The sequence below is a fragment of the Methylomicrobium sp. Wu6 genome (genome assembly GCF_035916875.1).
Classification (GTDB): Bacteria; Pseudomonadota; Gammaproteobacteria; order Methylococcales; family Methylomonadaceae; genus Methylomicrobium.
The window spans coordinates 12,059-28,654 of sequence record NZ_JAXUHN010000082.1 but is presented as its reverse complement, the minus strand read 5'-3'; the positions used below and the strand labels follow the sequence as shown (position 1 = coordinate 28,654).

Annotated in this window: 14 protein-coding genes; 4 read left to right on the top strand and 10 right to left on the bottom strand. The window is 55.4% G+C overall.

Annotated features, from left to right (window positions below; all coding sequences use genetic code 11):
• Positions 1 to 4: 4 nt before the first annotated feature.
• The 5 genes from ade to U2W12_RS12495 all read right to left on the bottom strand — a co-directional run bounded on the left by ade (position 5) and on the right by U2W12_RS12495 (position 4,804).
• Positions 5 to 1,663, bottom strand: a complete 1,659-nt coding sequence (ade, locus tag U2W12_RS12515) for an adenine deaminase (protein ID WP_326501028.1) — start codon at positions 1,661 to 1,663, stop codon at positions 5 to 7.
• A gap of 193 nt (positions 1,664 to 1,856) precedes the next feature.
• Positions 1,857 to 3,980 (bottom strand): molybdopterin oxidoreductase family protein, encoded by a 2,124-nt coding sequence (locus tag U2W12_RS12510; protein ID WP_326501027.1) that lies wholly within the window; start codon positions 3,978 to 3,980, stop codon positions 1,857 to 1,859.
• Positions 3,981 to 4,032: 52 nt separating this feature from the next.
• Positions 4,033 to 4,314: a type II toxin-antitoxin system mRNA interferase toxin, RelE/StbE family gene (locus U2W12_RS12505; RefSeq protein ID WP_326501026.1), complete on the bottom strand. Its 282-nt coding sequence runs from the start codon at positions 4,312 to 4,314 to the stop codon at positions 4,033 to 4,035.
• Entirely contained in the window at positions 4,311 to 4,559 is a 249-nt protein-coding gene (locus U2W12_RS12500; RefSeq protein WP_326501025.1) for a type II toxin-antitoxin system Phd/YefM family antitoxin, read from the bottom strand. The genes U2W12_RS12505 and U2W12_RS12500 overlap by 4 nt, the downstream gene beginning before the upstream one ends.
• Before the next feature lie 38 nt (positions 4,560 to 4,597).
• A complete protein-coding gene (locus tag U2W12_RS12495) occupies positions 4,598 to 4,804 on the bottom strand; it encodes a hypothetical protein (RefSeq protein WP_326501024.1) in 207 nt (68 codons plus the stop codon).
• Positions 4,805 to 4,874: 70 nt separating this feature from the next.
• Here U2W12_RS12495 and U2W12_RS12490 point away from each other — a divergent pair, with 70 nt between their 5' ends.
• A complete protein-coding gene (locus U2W12_RS12490) occupies positions 4,875 to 5,750 on the top strand; it encodes an EamA family transporter (protein WP_326501023.1) in 876 nt (291 codons plus the stop codon).
• A 76-nt stretch (positions 5,751 to 5,826) separates the two neighbouring features.
• On the top strand, positions 5,827 to 6,642 hold the full coding sequence (locus U2W12_RS12485; protein ID WP_326501022.1) for a DUF2927 domain-containing protein: 816 nt from the start codon (positions 5,827 to 5,829) through the stop codon (positions 6,640 to 6,642).
• A 49-nt stretch (positions 6,643 to 6,691) separates the two neighbouring features.
• On the opposite strand, the gene htpG is transcribed toward U2W12_RS12485, so the two are convergent.
• From htpG to leuS, 5 genes are all read right to left on the bottom strand, one after another.
• Positions 6,692 to 8,623: a molecular chaperone HtpG gene (gene htpG / locus U2W12_RS12480; RefSeq protein ID WP_326501021.1), complete on the bottom strand. Its 1,932-nt coding sequence runs from the start codon at positions 8,621 to 8,623 to the stop codon at positions 6,692 to 6,694.
• Between the two features lie 97 nt (positions 8,624 to 8,720).
• A complete protein-coding gene (locus U2W12_RS12475) occupies positions 8,721 to 11,039 on the bottom strand; it encodes an EAL domain-containing protein (protein ID WP_326501020.1) in 2,319 nt (772 codons plus the stop codon).
• 73 nt (positions 11,040 to 11,112) lie between these two features.
• Positions 11,113 to 12,135 carry a DNA polymerase III subunit delta gene (gene holA, locus U2W12_RS12470; protein WP_326501019.1) on the bottom strand — a complete coding sequence of 341 codons (1,023 nt, stop codon included), beginning with the start codon at positions 12,133 to 12,135 and terminating at the stop codon, positions 11,113 to 11,115.
• Between the two features lie 2 nt (positions 12,136 to 12,137).
• Positions 12,138 to 12,629, bottom strand: coding sequence for an LPS assembly lipoprotein LptE (lptE, locus tag U2W12_RS12465; protein WP_326501018.1), 492 nt, complete (start codon positions 12,627 to 12,629; stop codon positions 12,138 to 12,140).
• Positions 12,629 to 15,112 carry a leucine--tRNA ligase gene (gene leuS, locus U2W12_RS12460; RefSeq protein WP_326501017.1) on the bottom strand — a complete coding sequence of 828 codons (2,484 nt, stop codon included), beginning with the start codon at positions 15,110 to 15,112 and terminating at the stop codon, positions 12,629 to 12,631. Before leuS ends, lptE begins: the two co-directional genes overlap by 1 nt.
• Positions 15,113 to 15,193: 81 nt before the next feature.
• On the opposite strand from leuS, the gene U2W12_RS12455 reads away from it, so the two are divergent.
• Positions 15,194 to 15,679 carry a zinc ribbon-containing protein gene (locus U2W12_RS12455; RefSeq protein WP_326501016.1) on the top strand — a complete coding sequence of 162 codons (486 nt, stop codon included), beginning with the start codon at positions 15,194 to 15,196 and terminating at the stop codon, positions 15,677 to 15,679.
• Positions 15,680 to 15,752: 73 nt separating this feature from the next.
• Positions 15,753 to 16,532: a ParA family protein gene (locus tag U2W12_RS12450; RefSeq protein WP_326501015.1), complete on the top strand. Its 780-nt coding sequence runs from the start codon at positions 15,753 to 15,755 to the stop codon at positions 16,530 to 16,532.
• Positions 16,533 to 16,596 lie beyond the last annotated feature (64 nt).

The window sequence follows — 16,596 nt, the reverse complement described above, 5'->3', positions numbered from 1 at the left end:
GCGTTTATACCCCCAGGTCGGTGAATTGAAAGGTGCGACTGTCAAACAGCCCCCGATCGCTCAACTTCAGATCCGGGATCACCAGCAAAGCCATGAACGACAGGGTCATGAACGGAGTCCTCAGGGGCGAGCCGATCCGTTTGGCGATGCGGTCCAGTTCCGCGTAGCGATTTGCGACATAGTCGCCATCCCTGTCGCTGATCAAGCCGGCGATCGGCAGCGGCAAGCACTCGAAGCGGTCGTTTTCCACAACGGCGATGCCACCCTGTTGCTCGATAATACCATTCACGGCCCGGCAAATTGACTCCGCATCGGCCCCTACCGCGATAATGTTATGCGAATCGTGCGCCACGCTCGACGCCAGTGCGCCCTGCTTCAGGCCGAAACCCTGAATGAACGCGACGGCCGGCTTTTCGGGGCGATAGCGATTGACCACGGTCAACATCAGCACATCCCGTTCGATATCCGCGACGATGTTGCCACCGGAGACCTTAGGCGCCAGCACCCTTGCACGGGTCAGCAATTCGCCATCAAGCGCCTGAATCACGCGGATGGTTTGACTCGCCGATTTTATAATCAAGTCGGAAATCTGAATCCTGCGGGCGTTAAACCGATTGATCGGTTTCGGTTTCACGACCGGTAACAGGCTCTTGCCACGTTCGGCAGCCACACGGCCGGCCAGCCAGGTTTTCAGGGGCGTCAGCGTTTCAAGATCACTGACAAGCACCGCATCCATGCGGTCACCCGGCCTTAATTGTCCGATAGGCAGGCCATAGTGCCGGACCGGATTGATCGATGCGCATTGCAACACATCGAAAAGCGCATGGCCGTATTGCAACGCTCTCGCCGCCAGCCTATCGATATGCCCCGCCGCCAGTTCGTCCGGATGCTTGTCGTCGCTGCACAGCATCACTTTGTCCGGATGAAGGCTGATCAATGGATGCAGGGCCTCGAAATTGCGCGCTGCCGAGCCTTCGCGGATCAGGATATGCATGCCCGAGGCCAACTTTTCCTCGGCTTCTTTCAAGGTAGTGCATTCATGGTCGGTACTGATTCCTGCTTCCGCATAGCGGACAGCCTCCGAACCCGACAATCCCGGCGCATGGCCGTCGATCTTACAGCCGTAACGTCGGGCCAGATCCAGCTTGGCCAGAATATCGGGATCGCCCGCGAGGACGCCCGGATAATTCATCACTTCGGACAAATAGCTGGCCTCGCCTGTTTGAAACAGCATCTCCAGTTGCTCGCAATCGAGCCTGGCACCGGCCGTCTCAAACGACGTCGCCGGCACACAGGACGGCGCGCCAAAGCAGAATTTGAACGGGGTTTGCCGGGCACTATCGATCATGAAGCGCACGCCGTCGAGACCCAATACATTCGCAATCTCATGCGGGTCCGAAACCGCCGCCACCGTGCCATGGCGAGCCGCGATCCGGGCGAACTCCGCCGGCGTCAGCATCGAGCTTTCAATATGCACATGCGCGTCTACAAAGCCAGGCAAGAGATATGGCAGGCCCGAATCTTCGCCACCAAGTTCGGAGATGGCGGTGATCACACCATCGCGCCAGTAAATTTCGGCCGCAAAGATGCGTCGTGAAGAAACTTCGACAAGATTGGCCCTGAGCGAATCGCGGAGGCTTTCGATTAAAGGATAATATGGCATGCGTCTGCTCCAGCTCCAGCCCCAGCCCCAGTTTCAGTTCGCCGCGGATTTGCGCGCCGCCTGTTCGAACGCCTGTTCGAACGCCTGATCCTTCGCATGTTCGGACATCGCTTCCTCGAGCTGTTTGATTTACTTCGCCAGGGCCTTAGGGATGCGGCGGGAAACGAACCGCATCCTGCTAGCTGTTAAATAGTCATTGCAGCGCTTCCACTTGCACCAGATTGTCCGAAAACGACGGCGCATTGCCCATATTGACCAGTTCCGCCGTACTGATGCTGTTCACCGTCCCATCATTCAACTGCCGCCAATAACCCAGCGTCGCGACGATCAATCCCGGCTTCACATCCTCGGTGATCCTGGCAACGCCCGCAAAAGCGCCCCGCCCGTTAAACACCCTGACCTGATCGCCATGCTGGATGTCGCGCTGATCGGCGTCAGCTTGATTGATCAGTACGAATTGCTCGCCCTGCCCCTGAATTTTGTTTTCCATATTCGCGTAGCAGGAATTCAGGAAACAGTGACTCTTCGGAGAGACGATGTTCAGGGGATAGCGTTTGGCCAGATCGGGATTCGTTGCAGGCGTTTCCCTGGAAGGCACATAATCCGGCAGCGGGTCCAGCGCTTCGCCCGGTTGAAAGCCCTCGTACATCTGCCGGAAAGGTCCCGGTACAAAATTGGTGGCGCCCGGAGCGATCAGCTGGCACTTACCGGACGGCGTCGGGAAATTGCCTTCCTTGTGCGGCGCCCGATCGTCCTTGGTGCCGACGTTTAAACGCGCGAAGCCGTTTTGACGCAGAGTTTCCAGAGTGATGCCCTGGCACGCGGGCGCATTCCAGTCGACATAATGCTCCAGGCATTCGGAGTCGGACCACTTGAAATTATCTTCCTGAAAGCCGAACCTCGCGGCCAGACGCCGGAAAATCTCGTTATTCGGGATCGCCTCGCCGGGAGAATCGACGCATTTGGCATTGTAGGTCAGATACAGATGCCCCCAGGACAGGATGATGTCTTCCAGCTCCGCGCCCATCGACGCGGGCAGCAGAATATCGGCGTACAAGGCGGTGTCGGAGATGAAGTGTTCCGCCGAAACCAGGAATAGATCGTCGTTCTTCAAGCCTTCGACGATCTTGTCGGTTTCCGGCGCCTGGGTGACCGGGTTCGCGTTCCAGCACATGATCGATTTGATCGGCGGACCGGCGGGCGGATCGATGGTCAGGGCGCGGCCGATCCCCAAGGCGTTGATCACGCGCGCGCCTTCAGGGATCAGGTCAGGCCGGCAGATCACGTCGAACCTGTAAGGATGCTCCCAAACCGGAAATTGCAGAATGCCGCCGCCGACATGACGCCAGGCGCCGGTCAAGGCTGGCAGACAGGAAACAGCGCGAATGGTCTGGCCGCCGCCGTGATGCCGCTCCAGCGCGACGCCGATCCGGATCGCGGCGGGTTGCGTGACCGCATATTCGCGGGCCAGCTCGCGAATGTCGTCGGCCGGGATGCCGGTGATTTCTTCCGCCCATTCAGGCGTCCGCGATTTCGCCCGTTCCGCCAGCTCCGCAAAACCGGCCGTGTAGCGATCGACATAATCCTGATCGATCAAGCCCTCTTCGATGATCGTATGGATCATCGCCATCGCCAACGCGCCGTCCGTACCCGGCTTCGGCGCGAGATGCCAGTCGGCTTCCTTCGCCGTGCGGGAGGCATAGGCGTCGATCACGACGACCTTGGCGCCTTGCTTCTGCGTTTCCTTGACGATGTGCCAGTGATGCAGATTGGTGCTGACCGAATTGCAGGCCCAGATGATGATGTATTTGGCGTGAATGAAGCTTTCCGGATCGACCCCGGCGGTCGGCCCCAGCGTCAACAGCCAGGCGGTGCTCGAGCCTTCGCCGCAGAAGGTGCGCTCGGTCACGGTGGCGCCCATGCGGTTGAAGAAAGCATCGCCGCCGTTCAGCCCATGGACCAGGCCCTGATTGCCGAGGTAGCTGTAAGGCACGATCGCCTGTGGGCCGTGTTCGGCGATGATCGCCTGCCAGCGGCTGACGATTTCATCCAGCGCTTCATCCCAGCTGATCCGCGTGAACTGGCCGCTGCCTTTCGGGCCGCTGCGGCGCATCGGATAAAGCAGGCGACCCGGATGATAGTGACGTTTTTCGTAATCCTTCAGCTTGACGCAGAGCCCGCCCCGCGTCATCGGATGATCGGGGTTGCCTTTGACGCCGGTCAGCTTGCCGTCGGTCACCTCGAAGACCATCGCGCAGGTATCGGGACAATCGTGCGGGCAACCGCCGGGATGTGTTGTTTTGATCGGTTCGGCCATGTTGGATTTTGCGCTGGAAAAAAGCTGATCATAACTTATTCTGCGGGGGCGGTCATGTTTGATAAACCTCATCATGACTGCCGACATTGATCAAAATGATTTCCTTTTCGGTGATCAGCATTTCCAGGGTGATTCGATAACTGATATTGATCGATACCGAGTGCAAGGCAGCCAATTTGCCTTTCAAGGGATGCAAGCGGAGCGAGGGATGATGGGGATTTTGAGACAGCAACAGCAGGGTTTTGCGATATTGCTCCTTGAGCTCCGGATGCTGCCTGGCAAAGCGTTTGGCGCGTTTTTTATAGCTGTCGGTAAAAACTAAGGTGTAGCTCATTCGGTAAACAGATCAGCCACATGTTGATCCACAGACTCCTTGCTGAACCGGCCAGCGGCAATATCCTGTTGCGTCTCATACAGCGCGGCTTCCAGTTCCATTTCGCGCAGATAATGGTAATGCTCGATCTTCATCACCACATAACATTCTTTCCCGCGCACCGTGATAACGGCTTCCGGCTGATTGGCTAGGTTTTCTTCCAGACAGGCGATGCCTTTGGTTTTTAGTTCGTTTGCTGTAATCATGCTATGTCACCCGATTAATCGTACGATTAACTATATGATTAAATAAATACTTCGTCAAATAGTCGAGTTTCAACGCGTTCCAGCGTTCCCGCAAAGGCGCCTAAGGTCACAGAAATCAATTGGTCTCGACGAACGAGAACGGTTAGCGAGGCTTTAATCGCGACGTGGGCGTCGCTCCCACATGACCCGTCCTTCTCACGGTAACGGCAGTCGCGCGCATTCTGGTCGATTAAGCTGTATTTCATTTTGTGGCGATTCCCATTAGAATGCGCCCCCCTTTGATCATTCAAGATTCATACACAAGGAAAATCGCTTTTGGAAATTGTTTTCGTTTTTGGCCGCTTGTTTCTGTCGTCAATCTCCAACGTTATTCAAAAACAGCTATCGCATCAGGGCCTGCATCCGTTTTACATCGTCGCAACAACCTATGCCGTGCTGGCCGTTCTCGCCTTGCCGTTCTTTATCAACGGGGCCTTTTCCGAGCTGAGCACGTCATTCTGGATCAATGTGTTTCTGGCTTCCCTGCTCGACGTCGGCGGCTGGATGTTTATGGTGATGTCGCTATCGAAAACCGATTTGTCGGTGTTCGGGCCGCTGAATGCCTACAAGGTCGTCATTTCGATGCTGTTCGCGCTCGTTTTCCTGGACGAGATGCCGACACTGCAAGGCTTTGCGGGGGTCATCGTTATCGTCGCCGGCAGTTTTTTCCTGTTGCCGCCGGCGAACGGCGCGGCGCCGAACCGCTTCGCCACACTCCTGCAGGATCGAGGCGTGCAGGCAAGGTTTCTTTCGATCTTGCTGTTTTCGATCGGCACGGTGTTCCTGAAAGGCTCGCTCGAACATTCCACGCCTCTGGAGACCCTGATCTTCTGGTCATGGTTCGGCTTGCCCATGGTTTTGCTCGCGAACGCCTTGTTGAAAACGGAGAGTCTGACGGACAACGTCAAAAAATCGCAACCGCATCTGTTGCTGATGACGGCGGTCGGGTTGACGGTTTTCGTGATGCAATATCTGACGCTGGTGCTGCTGTCGCAAATGCTGATAGCCTACACCCTGGCCCTGTTTCAACTGGGCATGTTGTTACAGGTATTCCTCGGCCATCGGATATTCAACGAGCCGCATCTGGTGCGCAGGCTTATCGGCAGCCTTGTGATGGTGCTGGGGAGTCTGCTGGTATTGCAGGTGTACTAGCCGACGCGCGACAAATTATGCCGGGTGCCCCGGGTGAAAGCGTAAAATACTCCCTTTCCCCCCTGACGAATGAACCATGCCGAATAAGATTTGCAGCAAAGCCGGGTTAGCGCTGTTCGGCTTCGGGCTGCTTTCTCAGCTGGGCGCGCCCCAGGCCCATGCGGCTCAGCGCGAGCCCTGGCAGTCGCCGGGCCACCTGCTGAAAAGCTTCATCGAGATCGCGATGTTCAACGAATATTCGAAGCAGCCGGCGGGCATCCGCAAGTGGACGCGGCCGATCGACTATTTTTTTGTGCACCGGGTCGGCGACCAGGAACTGCATGAAAGGTTGGCGCGAATGCATATCGCGCAGCTGTCCGAGATTACCGGCTTGAGCATCAGGCCGGCGACAACGCAAGCATCGGCCAATCTGTTGATCATTTTTTCGACCGAGATGCGGCTGCGGAACGACTTATTGAGCGACTTCGGCATCCACTCGAAATCGCAGCGGGACAATCTGTTCCGCCGTAGCGTTTGTCTGGGGCATTTCGCGCTGGCAGGCGACGCCTCCATCGCGCGGGCGGTCGTTCTCATTCCGGTCGACCGCGCCACCGCGCACGCCAAGCTGGTCGATTGCATCGTCGAAGAAATCACCCAGGTGCTTGGGGTGCCGAATGATTCCGAGAAGGTGTTTCCCTCGATATTCAACGACAAGTCGGTCAACACGCTGCTGTCCGGCCTGGATTATCTGCTGCTGAAAATGCTCTACGATCCGCGCATCAAGGCCGGCATGAGCCTCCAGCAGGCGGCGCCGGTGCTGAAAACGATTGTCGATGAATTCGAACGGGATAAGCTGATCGAAACCGCCGAAGCGAAGGTCAGGACCGGGAAGTTGTACGAGTTGCTGTATTGAGGCGGCAAAAAAAAGGCCGGAGAGAATCCGGCCTTTTTTGATCCTTCGCTTAGTGCAGAAGTCCCTGCAACAAGCCGTTCAGCTTGTGCACGAACGCGGACGGATCGTCGAGCTGGCCGCCTTCGGCCAGGATCGCCTGGTCGAACAGGATATGCGTCAAATCGGCGAAGCGGCTGTCGTCCTGCTCGGCTTTCAGCCGCAGCACCAGGGCATGGTCCGGGTTGATTTCGAAGATCGGCTTCTTGCCGAAGCTCATCTTCTGGCCGGCTTCCTTCATGATCCGCTCCATGTTCAGGCTCATGCCGTAAACGTCGGAGACCAGACAGGCCGGAGATTCGGTCAGACGGTGGCTCAAGCGTACTTCGCTGACTTTGTCGGCCAGTACGTCCTTGATCTGGGTCAGCACCGATTCGAAATCCTTGCTGACTTCTTCCTGATGCTTTTTCTCTTCCTCGTCATCCAACTTGCCGAGGTCCAGCTGGCCCTTGGCGACCGATTGCAGGTGCTTGCCGTCGAATTCGTCGAGGCTCGATACCAGCCATTCGTCGACGCGGTCGGACAGCAGCAAGACTTCGATGTTCTTCTTGCGGAAGATTTCGAGATGCGGGCTGTTCTTCGCGGCCGCGTAGCTGTCCGCGGTCACGTAATAGATATGCTCCTGGCCCTCCTGCATCCGGCCAACATAGTCTTCCAGGCTGACCGACTGCTTGTCGCCGTCGCCATGCGTCGAGGCGAAGCGCAAGAGTTTCGCGATACGTTCCTTGTTCGCATGATCCTCGATCGGTCCTTCCTTGATCACCGCGCCGAATTCGCCCCAGAATTTTTCGTATTTTTCCGGTTCGTTCTTGGCCAGACCCTCCAGCGTGCCAAGCACCTTCTTGACCGCGCCGGACTTGATCGTGCTGATCTGCTTGCTTTGCTGCAGGATTTCGCGAGAGACGTTCAGCGGCAGCGAGTTCGCGTCGATGACGCCCTTGATGAAACGCAGATAGCGCGGCATCAGCTGTTCGGCGTCATCGGTGATGAACACCTTGCGGATGTACAGCTTGACGCCGTGCTTGTTGTCGCGGTCCCACAGATCGAACGGGGCACGCGACGGCACGTACAACAATAAGGTATATTCATTGGTGCCTTCGACCTTGCTGTGCACATAGGTCAGAGGATCCTGGAAGTCGTGGCCGACATGCTTGTAGAACTGGTTGTAGTCGTCCTCGCTGATGTCCTGGCGCGCCTTGGTCCATAAGGCCGATGCGCTATTGACGGTTTCTTCCTCGACTTGCGCGGCCGGCTTTTCGGCCTCTTCATTGCCTTCTTCGTCGTAGGACGGCAGGGCTTCCTTGTCCATCACGATCGGCAGGGAAATATGGTCGGAGAATTTCCGAACGATCGAACGGATGCGGTAGCCGTCCAAAAATTCGCTTTCGGATTCCTTCAAATGCAGCGTGATTTCGGTGCCGCGCGTGGCTTTTTCGACCGATTCGAGCGTATAGTCGCCCTCGCCCGCCGATTCCCAGCGCACGCCTTCGCTTGTCGGCGCGCCGGCCTTGCGGGTGACCAAGGTCACCTTGTCCGCGACGATGAAGGCCGAATAGAAGCCGACCCCGAACTGGCCGATCAGTTCGCTGTCCTTGGCCTGGTCGCCGGTCAAGGCTTCGAAGAACTGCTTGGTGCCGGATTTCGCAATCGTGCCGATATGCTCCTGCACTTCCGCGCGGGTCATGCCGATGCCGTTGTCGATCACCTTGATCGTGCGCTTGTCCTTGTCATATTCGAGGCGGATCTTCAGGTTGCTGTCGCCTTCGTACAGGTTCTCATTGGACAAGGCCAGGAAACGCAGCTTGTCGGACGCATCGGAGGCGTTCGATATCAGCTCGCGCAAAAAGATTTCCTTATTGCTGTACAAGGAATGGATCATCAAATGCAACAGATGTTTGACTTCGGTTTCAAAGCCCAGGGTTTGTTTTTTTGCTTCTACTGTCATGTATACTCGTTCCGGTTAGAAAGAATGGATGAGCACTGAAGTGGGGGCCGGGGATTTATTTTTCAAGCCTAGGTTTGGGAAACGAGTGTTCCGATACTCAGTTCAGCAAGCTCTTCGTTTCCACTTTGCCGATTTTGTTTTTTTGCTGATGCAAAAGATCGGTCATTTTGTTGCCGGGCAACGGCGGGCTAAAGAAATAACCCTGGATGATGTCGCACTTGCGACCGACGAGATAACGCAGTTGTTCCTCGGTTTCGACCCCTTCCGCAACAATCTTCTGTCCCAGCGAATGCCCCATCTCGATGATGGCGCGGGCAATATTCCTGTCCCGTGAATCACATGTCATCTCCCGAATAAACGACTGGTCGATTTTGAGCACATCGACCGGAAAATTCTTCAGGTAAGACAGCGACGAGTAGCCGGTGCCGAAATCGTCCAGCGCCACACGGATACCCATTTTTTTCAGGCGCTTCAGTTGCAGTTCGATCCGTTTGACGTCGCCGATCAGCATCGACTCGGTAATTTCGATCTCCAGGTGTTCGGGCGCAAGGGCACTGTCGCTAAGCGCTTCTTCGACGATTTGTAAAAAATCAGGATCGGTAAATTGCCGCGCCGAAATATTGACAGAAACCTGCGGCAACGGAATGCCGTCCTCCTGCCAGAGTTTGATCTGCCCACAGGCCGACCTTAGAATCCATTTGCCGATCTCGAAGATCAGACCCGATTCTTCAGCAAGCGGAATGAAAAAATCCGGCGGCACCATCTTAGTCTCTCCGTTGTCGCAATGAAACCAACGAATCAACACTTCCGCGCCGCACAGCAGTCTGTCCTGCGCAAGATATTGCGGCTGATAATATAACTGCAATTCGTTGCGCGCTATCGCCTTGCGTAAACCCATCTCCATCGTCAAACGGTCCTTCCTCGCGTCGTTGCAATCATTGCGGTAAAATTGGTAGTTGTTGCGACCGCTGTTTTTCGCTTCATGCATTGCGAAATCCGCATTTTTCAGCAATGTCTCGGGAGTTGAGGCGTCCTCGGGAAACATCGCGATCCCGATACTGACGCCGATAAACACTTCCTTGCGCTGTATGTAGAACGCTTCTGATAAGCTCTGTATGATCTTCTTCGCTACCATCGATGCGGCATAGACGGTCCGCTCATGATCCTTGTCATTCAGCATCAGCAAAGCAAATTCGTCGCCGCTCAAACGGGCCGCCACATCGCCCTTGCGCGTCATCTTACTCAATCTTGTCCCGGCCAACTTCAGCAACTCGTCGCCCGCATCGTGGCCCAGCGACTCGTTGATCGATTTGAAGCGGTCGAGATCGATGTGCAAAACTACCGCGTGTAATCGATAACGACCCGATGTCGACAGAAACTGCCCTAACCGTTCAAAAAGCAATGGCCGATTGCAGAGACCGGTCAGATCGTCATGCTGCGAGAGTTGCTTGATCCGGCTTTCGAGCCGTTTTTGTTCGGAAATGTCGGTCAGGCTGGCGAAATAATGAAGGTTATGTTCGTCGGTTTTTATCGCGGTCATTTCGATTTGGGCGGGAAAAACATGGCCCTGTTTATGGCGGCACTCGAACTCCCGTAACCAGTGCTTAGGGTTGGCCGCATCGAATAATCCGTCAGGCTGAGGTAGCGTTTTCTCCGTTTTGGAACCACCGACAATCATCGCAAGACTTCTATCGGTTAATTCTCCGGGCTGATAGCCGGTCAATTCGCCGAAAGCAGAGTTGCTTTCGAGCAGATGAAAATCCTGATCAAGCAGCGCATAAGCGATATGCGAACGGAGCAAGGCCTGTTCGAACCATTCGAGACGGGTCCTTTTTTTATCGAACTCGCTTGCCGGCCTGCCGGTGACGATCAGCCGAAAACGCTTTTGCTCGAGATCGAATACCGGCGTGCGGGTTTCTTCGATCGTCAATTCAGATGAAATTGTCCTAAGCGTCTGGATAGGCGCGCCTAGCTCCCAGCACTTTTTATCCGCCCCCGCGCCGGCTTTCAACGCAGCGACACTACAACCGGCTTCCTGGGCCAATTCAAAATCGGTTTTCCCGACATAGTCCGCTTCCGACAATCCGACATCGGCCAGATAACTTGGTGCTGCGGTCAGCCAGCGACCATCCTTGTCTTTTAAACATAAAAGTCCGGGGAAATACCGGGTTAGCAGTTGATCGGAAAATTGTAATGTAGGTGCTTCTACATTGACCCGAAGAGGCAGCTTATCGGAGAATTGCAGGCTTTTACCCGTCAGAAGGCAGGTTGCGGCCGCGTAGAGACAGAATAAGCCGTTGACCGCCAGCAGCGGCAATGCGTAATCGAGCCGCGGCTCATATTGATCGGCGAGAAGGTATAGAATATCCGCGAATGCGAGCGTTATGGACAGGTACAGAAATACCTTATGTTTCATATTGCCCCAGAATGATCGAATGGGTCCGGCAAAGTACTCATGGCTCTTCCACGCTGCGGGAAACGGCAAATAATTATAGCTTCACGGCGGTAATTGAAGTAAACAACAAGCAAATCTGCAACAAGGTCTGCCAGGGGTCACCCGGCTGTTGACCCTTGATCTCGCGGTCGGCTTTGGCGCTGATGACCAGGATGCGGTGCAACGCGGCTTCGGTCAATCTATCCAGCGCCTGAGCCACCAGCGCCTTGCGTTTGTCCCATATTTGCTGGGTCTGCATCGCCGCGTCACGGTTTTTGCCGCCCGCCATGTCCTGCCTGATTTTGCAGAGCGTGCGCGCTTCGCGGGTGATTGCCCAAAGCACGACCGGCGCGGCCATACCCTCGTCCTTCAGCCCCGCCATAATCTTCGTAATTCTGCCCGGATTGCCGGCCAACAGGCTGTCGGCCAGTTTGAAAACATCGTACCGCGAACTATCCGCAACCGCATCGACGATCTTTGCGGTATCCAGAAAGCCCGCTCCGTGGAGGATATAGAGCTTTTCGATTTCCTGAGCGGCAGCCAGCAAGTTGCCCTCGATTCTAGCAGCCAGCAGTTTGAGGCCTTCATTGTCGGCACTCATGCCGCGCCGCTGCAGCCGTTGTTGCAACCAGCGCCGCAAATCCTCGCCCTCGAGCGGCCAAACCTGAATAAATACGCCCACGCGCTCCAGGGCTTGAAACCAGCGGGTTTTGAGGGAGGCGGCCGCGAGCTTGCCAGTCGTGATTAATAATAGGGTATCTTCGGGCAAACGCTCGCAATAGGCGGTCAGGACTTTTGCGCCTTCGGTACCCGGCGATGCGGAAGGCAGCCTCATATCAATGACTTTCCTGTCCGCAAACAGCGAGGTCGAGTATGCGACTGCCGGCAAATCATTCCAGGAAAAACTGCTATCCTGCGAAAAAATCTCCCGTTCCAGATAGCCGGCTTCCTGAGCCGCCTTGCGGATCGCGTCGGTGATTTCGGCGATTTGCTGTGGCTCATCGCCGCTGACCAGATAGACCGGCGCGAGCTTTTTACTTTGTAAATGTTGTGCCGTTTGTTCCGGCTTCAGGCGCATCGTTATTTGGAGCTCGCCTGAATTCGAGCCTGGGCGCGTTCGAGGATCGTGCGTGCCGCCTGTTGGTAAATTTCTCTGCGTATCACATTCTGTTCGTTACTTTTCGCGAGAATGTCTTGTTGGTCGCTGAAATATTCACGAATGATCTGAAGGGGATCGCCCGCCGACAACTCGGCTTTTCCGGAACCGGCCAATTGGAATTCCAACCGGTAATTCAATTCACTCTCGTTGCTCCGGCCGCTGAAATTCAGCGATACGGAACGGGTATTGAATTTTTCCTTAGACACCACAACCTGCAAATCCGCCTCTTTCGCGTTTTTGGCCAAGCGAGCGGACGACATCTTCAATACTTCGTCGAAACCGTCGCGCAAAGAGCCCGACGCCCCTACCAAATAGACTTTCTTGAATTTGACCGTCGTCTGACCGGCACCGCGTAAATGGTAACCGCAAGCGCTCAGCCAACAAACCAGGAAGACAATAAATAACTTCTTCATCAAATGACGATATTCACCAGTTTTTTAGGAACCACGATGATTTTTTTGACGGTTTGCCCTTCCAGCAAATGCGCGATATGTTCATCGCCGAGCGCCAACGCTTCGACGTCTTGATTCGAAGCCGTTGCGGCTACTGAAATCTTGCCGCGCAATTTGCCGTTGATTTGCACGACCAGCTCCAGCGTGTCCTGCGTCAATGCCGATTGATCGACGGCCGGCCAGGCTGCGTTGATCAAAGCATCGGCGCGGCCCAAATCCTGCCAGAGCTGATGGCAGACATGCGGCACGATCGGAGACAGCATCAACACGACCGCCTCGAGCGCTTCCTGAAGCAGCGCGCGCGCATTGTCCGAGTCGTCGCCGAACTTGTACAAATGGTTGACCAGTTCCATGTTCGCCGCGATCGCGGTATTGAACGTAAAGCGACGGCCGAAATCATCCGAGACTTTCAGGATCGTTTGATGTAACTGGCGGCGCACATCCGCCTGTTCCTTGGTCAAATTGGCCTTGTCGAGCGGTTTAGCCGGGAGGCCGGATTCGACATGCTGATAGACCAGCTTCCAGAGCCGTTTCAAAAAGCGAAACGCGCCTTCAACGCCGCTGTCGGACCATTCGAGCGACTGCTCGGGCGGCGCCGCGAACATGATGAACAGGCGCACGGTATCCGCGCCGTATTGATCGATCAGCGCCTGCGGATCGACCGTGTTGCCTTTCGACTTGGACATCTTGCTGCCGTCTTTCAGCACCATGCCCTGCGTCAGCAGATTCTTGAACGGCTCATCGACCGCGATCAGTCCTTCATCGCGCAGCAATTTGGTATAGAAACGCGCATAGAGCAAATGCAGAATCGCGTGTTCGATGCCGCCGATGTAATGATCGACCGGCAGCCAGTGATTCGCGCGCGCATCGAGCATCGACTCGCCGTCGTTGCAGGTGAATTTCGCGAAATACCAGGACGATTCCATGAATGTGTCGAAGGTATCGGTTTCGCGCCGCGCCGCTTTGCCGCAGCGTGGACAGGTCGTCTGCGAGAAGGTCGGATGCGCGACCAGCGGCGACTGCGAACCGTCCAGCACCACATCGCGCGGCAGTTCGACCGGCAGGTCCTTTTCGGGCACCGGCACTGTACCGCAATCGTCGCAATAGATCACCGGAATCGGCGCGCCCCAGTAACGCTGGCGCGAAACGCCCCAGTCGCGGAGCCGGAAGCGCACGTGCTTGTCGCCGAGGTCCTGCACTTTCAAATCGGCTGCGATCGCATCGATCGCCTGTTTGTGCGTCAGTCCGTCGTATTTGCCGCTGTTAATCAGCACCATCGACGCGTCTTTCGCCGCATACCACTCCTGCCAGCCGGCGATATCGAACGGCTTGTCGTCTTTGCCCGGCGCTTTATTTTCCAACACCTGGATGGTCGGTAGAGCGTATTTTTGCGCGAAATGAAAATCGCGCTCGTCATGCGCCGGCACCGCCATCACCGCGCCTTCGCCGTAACTCATCAGCACATAATTGCCGACCCAAACCGGAACCTGAATGCCGGTCAACGGATGCGTGACAAAGATGCCGGTCGGCATGCCTTTCTTTTCAATCGTCGCCAGATCGGCTTCGGCGGTACCGGTCTGCTCGCATTCGTGGATGAACGCGGCGAGTTCCGGATTGTTCTTGGCAGCGCGGGCCGCCAGAGGATGTTCGGGGGCGACCGCGCAGAAAGTCACGCCCATGATCGTGTCGGCGCGGGTTGTGAACACCCACAGCAACTCCTGTTTGCCGTCCAGTTCGTAAGGAAACGCGAAACGCACGCCGTAGCTCTTGCCGATCCAGTTCGCCTGCATGGTTTTGACTTGCTCCGGCCAGCCGTCGAGCGTATCCAAGGCTTGTAGCAGTTCATCGGCATAGTCGGTGATTTTCAAAAACCACTGCGCGATTTCCTTGCGTTCGACCTGCGTATCGCAGCGCCAGCAGCAGCCGTAGATCACTTGCTCGTTCGCGAGCACGGTCATGTCGTTCGGGCACCAGTTGACCGGTGCGGTCTTCTTGTAAACCAGGCCTTTTTCGAGAAGTTTCAGGAAAAACCATTGCTCCCAACGGTAGTAGGAAGAATCGCAGGTCGCGATTTCGCGCTTCCAGTCGTAACCGAAACCGAGCCGCTTCAACTGGCCCTTCATATACTCGATGTTGTCGTAGGTCCAGTCGGCCGGATGCACGCCGTGCTGCATTGCCGCATTTTCGGCCGGCAGGCCGAATGCGTCCCAGCCCATCGGCTGCAACACGTTTTTTCCAAGCATGCGTTGATAACGACTAATCACGTCGCCGATGGTATAGTTGCGGACATGCCCCATGTGTAATTTACCGCTGGGATAGGGGAACATCGACAGGCAATAGTATTTATCTCCCTGGGACGTTTCGGACACGTTGAACACGCCCTTTTCTTCCCAGATTTGTTGCACTTCTTGCTCTATAACCAACGGCTTGTAATTTTCTTGCATCCTTCTCGTCTTTTGTCGGTCAAAAGCGTTAGAATACCACAGTTGCTCGAATCAAGAGTGCCATTTTCAGGAGATGTAAGTATGAATAAAAACAAATGGGTCGCCGCTTATAACGACATCGTCAAGCACCTTTACGAAACGATGGACGACGCCTTGCACACGCTCGGCGAAGCGCTCGAGATCTCGACCGAAAAAGCCGGTAAAACCAGCGATTTGAGCAAGGAAGACCTGGACAAGGTATCGGGCTACGTCAAGCGCGATGTCGAAAGCGCGGCCCATGGTTTACATGCCGGGCAGGATGACGAGTCGCTATCAGAGTGGTTCAAGTTTGATATTGAGTTGATCGAGAATTTCACGCTTGACGCGTTCTTGAGCGTTGCGGACAAAACCCGCATCCAGCTTGCCGAAATCGAGGAACGCGCGAAAGTCCACAAATACAAAAGCGGCGAAATCACATTCCCCGGCACCTTCATCTGCGACAGCTGCGGAAAGGAAATCGCATTTAAAACCACCAGCGAGATCCCGGTTTGCCCAGCTTGCAAGGCAACCACATTTGTGCGCATGTAAGCCAGCAAAATCCTTAATTTTTGTATTATAATGATATTTTTAAGCCAGCGGCTATGATGAGGTACAAGTAAAGATGCGCAGAGTCATTTTCAATCAAAAAGGCGGCGTCGGTAAATCAACGATCACCTGCAATCTTGCCGCGATCAGCGCCGTCGAAGGCAAACGGACCTTGGTGATAGACCTCGACGTTCAGGGCAATTCGACGCAATATCTGATGGGGCAAAAGGTTGCCGAAAGCGAAAAGACGCTCTCGCAGTTCTTCAAGGAAACCCTGAGCCTGTCGCTGTTCGGCGGCGGTTCCAATTCCGGCCTCGAAAACTACATTCACGAAACGCCGTTTCCGAATCTGTATGTGGTGCCTTCGCATCCCGAACTGGAATCCCTGCAAAGCAAACTCGAATCGCGCTTCAAGATCTTCAAATTGAAAGAGGCGTTGGACGCTCTGCAAGGTTTCGATCAGGTCTATATGGACACGCCGCCGGTACTGAATTTCTTTAGCCAGTCCGCGCTGATCGCGGCGGACAAATGCCTGATTCCGTTCGACTGCGACACCTTCTCGCGCGAGTCGCTGTTGACCTTGATGCAAACGATCCGCGAAGTGAAGGCCGACCACAATCAGCGCCTCGAAATCGAAGGTATCGTAGTCAACCAGTTCCAGAAACAGGCGAACCTGCCGCGCCAACTGGTCGATCAATTGATCGCCGAGGGCTTGCCGGTCCTCGCCGCGATGATTTCACCTTCGATCAAGGTCAGGGAATCGCACAGCCAGGCGCAGCCTTTGATTCATTATGTCCCGAGCCACAAACTGACCGAGGAATTCCGGGCATTGCATTCGGAGATTCAAGGGGAGTAGTCATTCCAAAACCGATATAGGCGGGGTTTAATCCCGCCTGCCGGCTCACCCTCGGTGCAGAAAC

Excerpts from the sequence above, each read along its gene's own strand:
- ade (WP_326501028.1), bottom strand. The coding sequence starts at position 1,663 with ATGCCATATTATCCTTTAATCGAAAGCCTCCGCGATTCGCTCAGGGCC.
- U2W12_RS12510 (WP_326501027.1), bottom strand. The coding sequence starts at position 3,980 with ATGGCCGAACCGATCAAAACAACACATCCCGGCGGTTGCCCGCACGAT.
- U2W12_RS12505 (WP_326501026.1), bottom strand. The coding sequence starts at position 4,314 with ATGAGCTACACCTTAGTTTTTACCGACAGCTATAAAAAACGCGCCAAA.
- U2W12_RS12500 (WP_326501025.1), bottom strand. The coding sequence starts at position 4,559 with ATGATTACAGCAAACGAACTAAAAACCAAAGGCATCGCCTGTCTGGAA.
- U2W12_RS12495 (WP_326501024.1), bottom strand. The coding sequence starts at position 4,804 with ATGAAATACAGCTTAATCGACCAGAATGCGCGCGACTGCCGTTACCGT.
- U2W12_RS12485 (WP_326501022.1), top strand. The coding sequence starts at position 5,827 with ATGCCGAATAAGATTTGCAGCAAAGCCGGGTTAGCGCTGTTCGGCTTC.
- htpG (WP_326501021.1), bottom strand. The coding sequence starts at position 8,623 with ATGACAGTAGAAGCAAAAAAACAAACCCTGGGCTTTGAAACCGAAGTC.
- U2W12_RS12475 (WP_326501020.1), bottom strand. The coding sequence starts at position 11,039 with ATGAAACATAAGGTATTTCTGTACCTGTCCATAACGCTCGCATTCGCG.
- holA (WP_326501019.1), bottom strand. The coding sequence starts at position 12,135 with ATGCGCCTGAAGCCGGAACAAACGGCACAACATTTACAAAGTAAAAAG.
- lptE (WP_326501018.1), bottom strand. The coding sequence starts at position 12,629 with ATGAAGAAGTTATTTATTGTCTTCCTGGTTTGTTGGCTGAGCGCTTGC.
- leuS (WP_326501017.1), bottom strand. The coding sequence starts at position 15,112 with ATGCAAGAAAATTACAAGCCGTTGGTTATAGAGCAAGAAGTGCAACAA.
- U2W12_RS12455 (WP_326501016.1), top strand. The coding sequence starts at position 15,194 with ATGAATAAAAACAAATGGGTCGCCGCTTATAACGACATCGTCAAGCAC.
- U2W12_RS12450 (WP_326501015.1), top strand. The coding sequence starts at position 15,753 with ATGCGCAGAGTCATTTTCAATCAAAAAGGCGGCGTCGGTAAATCAACG.